General features: G+C 27.8%; 4 protein-coding genes and 1 pseudogene. 4 read left to right on the forward strand and 1 reads right to left on the reverse strand.

Annotated features, from left to right (window positions below):
* Nucleotides 1-152 precede the first annotated feature (152 nt).
* Both JWF52_RS17710 and JWF52_RS17715 read left to right on the forward strand, forming a co-directional pair.
* The gene (locus tag JWF52_RS17710) at nt 153-1,790 is read left to right on the forward strand and encodes an amidohydrolase (RefSeq protein WP_208334811.1); all 1,638 of its coding nucleotides are present in this window, start codon (nt 153-155) and stop codon (nt 1,788-1,790) included.
* Between the two features lie 244 nt (nt 1,791-2,034).
* Nucleotides 2,035-3,666 (forward strand): EAL domain-containing protein, encoded by a 1,632-nt coding sequence (locus JWF52_RS17715; RefSeq protein WP_208334812.1) that lies wholly within the window; start codon nt 2,035-2,037, stop codon nt 3,664-3,666.
* Between the two features lie 55 nt (nt 3,667-3,721).
* Here the strand turns inward: JWF52_RS17715 and JWF52_RS17720 are convergent, their stop codons facing one another.
* Nucleotides 3,722-5,029, reverse strand: a complete 1,308-nt coding sequence (locus JWF52_RS17720) for a conjugated bile salt MFS transporter (protein ID WP_208334813.1) — start codon at nt 5,027-5,029, stop codon at nt 3,722-3,724.
* Between the two features lie 266 nt (nt 5,030-5,295).
* Here JWF52_RS17720 and JWF52_RS17725 point away from each other — a divergent pair, with 266 nt between their 5' ends.
* A complete protein-coding gene (locus JWF52_RS17725) occupies nt 5,296-6,810 on the forward strand; it encodes a hypothetical protein (RefSeq protein ID WP_208334814.1) in 1,515 nt (504 codons plus the stop codon).
* 305 nt (nt 6,811-7,115) lie between these two features.
* Nucleotides 7,116-7,413: pseudogene (locus tag JWF52_RS17730) on the forward strand (hypothetical protein); the annotation flags it as partial.

A 7,413-nucleotide genomic window follows, 5' to 3' on the forward strand; every position in this document is an offset into this window, starting at 1 on the left:
TCTGGAATAAACGTAACTGCGTTATTAATATTCAGTTTAAAGAAATGGCAAGAATATAAGTTAGAAGGTTCATTAGAAGATAAGAAAGTATCTTAATAAAATATGTTTATATAAAAACTCTATATAAATTATACAACTTAGGAGGCAACATAATGCAAAAAACTATTTATTTTAATGGAAGCGTTGTTACAGTAGATAGTAATAACACAGTAGTAGAATCTGTTTTAGTAGAAAATGGAAGGATAGTTAAAGTAGGAACTAATGATGAAGTTCTATCGAAGAAAGATGATGGTACTAAGCTTGTAGATTTAGATGGTAAAACTATGGTTCCAGGATTTATAGACCCTCATGGACATATAGCAGCGATAGCTCAAACATTATTATTAGTTCAGCTTGGAGATGCTACTTCAGTAGAAGAAGTAAAAGAAAGATTAAGAAATTATATAGCAACTACTAAATTACCTGAAGGTGCTTGGGTAATAGGATTTGGATATGACAATACTAAATTTGAAGACAAAGAGCATCCTACTAAATTTGATTTAGATGATGTAAGTACAGAAATAGGAATATATTGTACACATGCATCAGGACACTTAGCTGTTACCAATTCGTTTGGATTAGAAGCTTACGGATATGCTGGAGAAGACTATGTAGTTCCAGAAGGTGGAGTTGTACAAACTGTAAGCCCAGACTCAAGAGAAGCGAATGGAATACTAGAAGAAAATGCTATAATGGCAGAAGAAAAAAAAGGTATAGTACCAGCCCCTCAATTTGAACAAGTTTTAGATAGTTTAGTTAGAGCTCAAGACTTATACGCTCAATTAGGTATAACTACAGCTCAAGATGCAAGCTTAGATCCAGGATATGATCAAATGTTAACAGCAGCAGGTCAAATGGGTAAATTAAAAATAGATATATTAGGATATGCATTAATGCCTTTCACAGAAAAATTAATTAAAACAAATGAAGGAACTCCAAAAAGAGAGTATGTAAATCACTATAAAGTAGGTGGAGGAAAGACTTTCTTAGATGGTTCTCCTCAAGGGAAAACTGCTTGGTTAACTCAACCTTATTATGAAGTTCCAGAAGGTGAATCTAAAGATTACCTTGGATACCCTACTCAAAGTGATGAAGATATGATAGCATACTACAAAATGTGTATAGAAAATAACTGGCAAGTTCACACTCATTCAAATGGTGATGCTGCAATAGATCAATTCTTTAGATGTTATGAAAAGGCTTTAGAATTAACAGGAAATACAACAAAGAAAACAGACTTAAGACCTGTATTAGTTCACTGCCAAGCTGTAAGAAAAGACCAAATTAAGAAAATGGCTGAATTAGGAGCAGTGCCAACATTCTTTAATGATCACGTTTGGTTCTGGGGAGATTATCACTATGAATCAGTATTTGGACCAGAAAGAGCTCAAAATATATCTCCACTAGGTTGGGCATTAGAAGAAGGTCTAAAGTTTACAATACATCAAGATCCACCAGTAAAAATGCCAGATCAAATACTAGGTATTCATAATGCTGTAAATAGAAAAACTCAAACAGGAAGAGTATTAGGTGAACAACATAAGATATCTCCATTAGAAGCATTAAAAGCTGCAACTATAAATGGAGCCTATGGATACTTTGAAGAAGATATAAAAGGAAGTATAGAAGTAGGAAAGTATGCAGACTTTGTAATACTAGACAAGAATATACTAGAAGTTTATCCAGAAGAAATAAAAAATATTAAGGTTTTAGAGACTATAAAAGAAGGAAATACTATATTTAAAGCTTAATAAAATACCGTAAAAAATGGGATATCGATATATTGGTATCTCATTTTTTTATTATATTTTAAAATATATTTTAAAAATAATCTAAATAAGTAGGTACAAAAATAAGAATATATCATAAAATAATGAAATAAGGAGTAAAAAAGGAAAAAAGTAGTAGAATATGATGTTTTTTGTATAAAAATGTAGTACTATTTATATGATAACTCTATAATAAATAAGATAATTGAGTAAGGTGGAATAATATATGAATAAACTATTAAAAAGGATTTTTACCATTATTATTTTTATTAGTTGCATTATTCCTAGTAATGTATGTGCAGATAATAAATATAATAAAGTATTTAAAGTTGGATTTTATGAATATAAGCCTTATTATTTCATTAATAAAGAGGGATGTCCAGATGGTTACTATCACGATGTACTAGAATTACTTGCAAAAGATTTAGGTATTAAATTTGAGTATGTAGATTATGAGCTTCCACAAAGTATTAAAAAGTTAGAAAGTGGAGAATTAGATTTGCTAGTTGGTATACGTCATAGCGAAGAAAGAGAAAGTAAACTTATATATACAAATCATTATATAGGCACAGAAACATATGGAGTATATACAAATAAAGATATTTTATATGGAGAGTTAGAAGAATTAGAAGGATTAGATTTTGCTTTTATAGAGCAGGAATTGAATTCAGAGTGGATGCTTAAGTTTCTAGAAAAAAAGGGAATAAATATAGTTCCTATTAAATCTAACTCCTATGAAGAATCTATAAAATTGTTGAGTGAAAAAAAAGTAGATGCAACTGTTGCGGCAATTAAAAATGACGAACTTGAAAATAAAAATAAGATATACGAGTACTCAGCAGGTCCTGTATATATAGCAGGAAATAAAAAGAATGCATATGTAATAGATAAGTTTGATGAAATGTTAGAAAAATATTCTAAATTAAATAAAAATCCTATCAAAGATATACAAAATCAGTATTTTGCAAAAAAATCAAATCTTAATTCTAAAGAAACTAAAATTATACTAAATATTAGTTTACTAATAGCAGCTATATATATATTCATAATGTATGTTTATATACATCCAAAAATTAAGAAGAAAAGAATTAAAATTAACATTAAAGAACGAATGAATAATAATGAATATTTACTGTTTTATCAACCAATAGTAAATCCTAAGAAAAATGATATAGTTGGATTCGAAGCATTATTAAGATTAAAAGATAAAAAGTTAGGTATAGTGCCTCCATATTTATTTATAAAAGAAATTGAAGAAAATGATATGTTATTCGATATTTCTATATGGGCGCTTAAAAGAGCTATTAAAGAGTATGATATAGTAAAAAAAACAAATAATATAATAAATGATAATTTTTATATATCAATAAATGTATCATTAAAAGAAATAGAAAATGAAAAGTTTATTAATGAAATTATAAAATGTATATTAGATAGTAAAATAGGAAATAACAAAATTTGTTTGGAAATTATAGAAAAGGTAGGTATAAATGACCTAGAAAAGATACAAAAATCTATAAAAGAATTAAAAGAAGTAGGATTTATGATTGCAATAGATGATTTTGGAGTTGAGTATTCTAATCTAGACATATTAGAAAAACTTGATTTTGATATAATAAAACTAGACAAATATTTTATAGATGATATGGAGGGATCTGAGGTCAGAAAATTAATAATGAATTTTCTTTCACAGTTAACTATAATTAAAGGAAAAACTATAATAGCAGAGGGTGTTGAAAAAATATCTCAAAGGGATGCTATAAAGAAAATAAAAAATGATAAATTTTATATACAAGGATACATTTATTCAAAGCCAGTATCTATAGATGATATACAAGATATTAAAATTAATAATTAATATAAAAAACTATGATATCTGTATAATACAGATATCATAGTTTTCTTTATAAAACTTATCCAATTTTTTTAGTTTCAAGTTCTAACTTTGCTATTCTTTCTTTGTTTAATTTAGCCATACCTATAGAAGCTAATATTAATGAACCGTAGCATATTACTATGAATACTAATATAGCTGACCAAGCAACTCCGTATCCAAGATTATCAACTAGTGCACCGAATACTGATGAACCAGCAGCAAATCCTACGGCAAAGAATATTTGAACTACACCTAATATAGCACCAAATTCTTTTTTACCGAAAAATGATCCTGCAAGTAGAGAAGGTCCCATCATGTAAGCGAAAACTGATAAACCTTTTAATGCAGCGAATACGAATGCAAGTTGCGGTATACTACCAGAGAACATTAAAGCTAAACATGAAATAAATGCTAATACAGATGCTACCATAAGACCTTTAGTTACACCTAATTTATCAAATATTATTCCCCCAAATAAGTTTCCACCTAAAGAGAATAAAGCAAATATTGATCCAACAGAACCAACTATAACAGGAGCTAATTTTAAATGAACTTTTAAGTAAGCTGGATACTGAACTGCTAAAGCAGAAACATACATACCTAAGAAGAATAAACCTAAAGCAAATACCCAGAAGAATTTAAGATTTTTAGCTTCTTTAAAAGTATATCCCCAGTCTACTGAAACTGTATTTTGAGAATTTCCTTCTTTACCATTTTCTTTTTTAGAACCTTTAACGATTTCGCTATCGTTTTTAGGCATTCTTAAGAATAATAAAGTAACTGGTATTCCTACTATTAATGATAAAGCTCCGAATAACATGTAAGACTTACTAGCGCCATTACTAGCTAATGAGAAAGCAGTCATTTGTTGAAGGAATATATTACCTATAGATCCACCGGCAAAAGCAAGACCCATAGCTTTACCTTTAGATAACTCATCGAACCATCCATTTATTAAAAGTGGTACACCTATTGAAGATATAGCTGCAGTACCAACTTGTACTACACCAGCAACAATATAGAATTGCCATAATTCTTGACACATAGAGAATGCTAAGAATCCTCCACCAGAAAGTATACATCCTAATAAATACATAACTTTTGCATTTATTTTATTAAACATCATACCTATTATAGGTGAAGCAATAGCAGATACTACAGTACCTAATGTAAATATTAAAGAGAATCCAGCAAGTGTGAATCCATGTTCTTCAACAACGTAACTTACGAATTGAGGTTGTATATTTGCTGCAACACCAAATGGTATAGCTTGTATAAGCATACATGCAACAACAATTAACCAACCAGTTGCAAATTTCTTTTTACTTTGATTTAAAGTACTCATAATGTTTTCTCCTTTAATTTGTGTTTTGTAAATAGGCACCGATTAAAAGAAATATTTTGAATAACTATAGGATAACATATACCTATAGTTTGAATGAAGGGAAAGTGACTGAAGTAATTTGAATAAAAAATAAAATAGTTTCAAAAAAATCAAATAAAAATCAAATAAATTTAACTTGTGATTTTAAGATATAATATATCAACGAGTTCATAAAATAAAAAAGCAATTATAAAACAATATAAAAACATATGAAGAGAGGTATTTATATGAATAGTACAACATTTGGGCAATTATTAGAAAAATTATTATATTTATCAAATCAGAAAAAAGGAACACTAGCTAAAGAGTTAGGGTATGACATATCTTATATCAGTAAATGGATTAATACAAAGAACCTACCGAGTCAAAAAAATATTTCAGAAATATGTAAAACTACAGCAAGATTTATAGTAAGTTCATTAAGTGAAAAATCAAAGCAAGGTCTACTAGACTACTTTGAGATAAGTAAAGAGATATATAATGACGAAGTATTAGTTCAATATATAGAGAGAAGTTTAAAAAATGCATATATGACTACGGCTGAAGTAAAAAATATAAATATATATAAAGGTACTCGATCAGAAGATAATTATAATAGTGCAACTCATATCAACCCAAGTCTTAGAAAGCAGTATTTAACGAATGATGCAGAACTATTTTTAAGTAAATCAAAAAAATTGGATATGATAATATCTGCTAATTTATATCATGTAAATAATGATGATAAGAGATCTATATCAGTCATGAAGCAAGCGTTATCTGAGTTAGAAGGCGACTATCAAGTAAGAGTAAGGTTTCTTATGGGATTTGATGGAATGAATGAAGATTCCATATTAAATACTATATTAACTATTAATATGATTATAGCTCATCCCGAAATGGATTTTGAAATATATAACTGTGAAGTAGAATCAGGATCAATATTATCAGTAATAAAGGATAATATATTCCACAGCGCCTTATTTACAAAGGATAAAAGATGCTTACTTACTAACATGTCAAAGGAAAAAGATGTTGTAGATGATATGTATTATAGTTTAGAAAATATACTTAAAAATAGAGGAAAGAAAATGTTTGAAAGGTTAGATTCTTTATCTATAATAAAAAATCAAATATATGTTCAATATATAATGGGAAGCGATTTAAGATGGCTAATGGGATCTATAAATGAATTACTAATGCCAGGAGAATTGTTTATGGAGATTGGAAGACAAGTCTTTGGCGATAATACAGAAATTATAGATGAACTGCAAAAAATTAATCTATTCCTTCAAAATGTAACTTATAGCTCAGATATAAAAATACTTATTTATGAATCAGAGCTAAGAGACTATATTTCTACAGGTAAAATGAACTTCTTTAACATACCAATTACTTTAAGTTTTGAACAAAGAGAAAGACATATAGAGTATATAGAAAGAATCTTACAAGAATCTGAAAAAATAAATATAAAACTTGTTGGAGGAAATTTTGTAGAAGAGTTTAGACATAATAAAGCGCCATCTTTATATTTATCTAAGACAATAAAGTTTACAAAAGTACATCCAACGCAAGATATAAATGATTATGTAATGATAAAAAATAATGAATTTGGTGATATTTGTAGCAACGTATTCGATAGACTTTGGAATGAGAGAAAAGATGTTGTTATAGAAGATAAATGTGAAGTTATTGATAGAATATCAAAAACGAGAATATATGCAAAACTAATAAATGAGAAATTTAACCAAACAATTAAATAAACTGTTGAATAGTAAAATTGAATTTGTTGAAATAAAAAAATATTGCAAAAAATACTACGTTGACTTTTATCGACGAAAATTGATAAACTTCTAATCGTAAATAGGCACTTCAAGTTATAAAAATTACATGTTTAGACAAATAAATTGATTTTATTTATGAAAATAAAATTAATTTATTTGTAAGTGTAATAGGGCAGTTTATGTAATTTAGAAACTTGAAGAAATATAATAAAAATATTATTTAGCTATTTTTTATATTTTATTAATTCATCAAAACTAATAAAGCTAAAGAAAAGGAGTCGAAAATGGGGCAAATGTTACATCAACTAGAAGCTGTAATAACTAAAATATCAGATATGATATGGCCAGTATTCTTACCATTTATATTAATAACTGGTGCGATAATGTCTATAAGAACGATATTTATGATTCAAAAGAAGGCTACAACGCCTGCTAAGTTACAAATAAAGAATGTTATAGGTCCAGCATCTATATCATTAGGAGCAATGATAGGTACAGGGGCAATAATAGGAGTTTTAGGAGCATTATCAAAATTAGCTGCATCAGGAGAAAGAAACATAGAAGCAATGGCTATATGGGCTT

This window comes from Clostridium sp. CCUG 7971, from assembly GCF_017590215.1.
Classification (GTDB): Bacteria; Bacillota; Clostridia; order Peptostreptococcales; family Peptostreptococcaceae; genus Faecalimicrobium.

What these genes read in the sequence shown, in the direction of transcription:
- JWF52_RS17720 (WP_208334813.1), bottom strand. Translation starts at nt 5,029, where the DNA reads ATGAGTACTTTAAATCAAAGTAAAAAGAAATTTGCAACTGGTTGGTTA.
- JWF52_RS17725 (WP_208334814.1), top strand. Translation starts at nt 5,296, where the DNA reads ATGAATAGTACAACATTTGGGCAATTATTAGAAAAATTATTATATTTA.
- JWF52_RS17715 (WP_208334812.1), top strand. Translation starts at nt 2,035, where the DNA reads ATGAATAAACTATTAAAAAGGATTTTTACCATTATTATTTTTATTAGT.
- JWF52_RS17710 (WP_208334811.1), top strand. Translation starts at nt 153, where the DNA reads ATGCAAAAAACTATTTATTTTAATGGAAGCGTTGTTACAGTAGATAGT.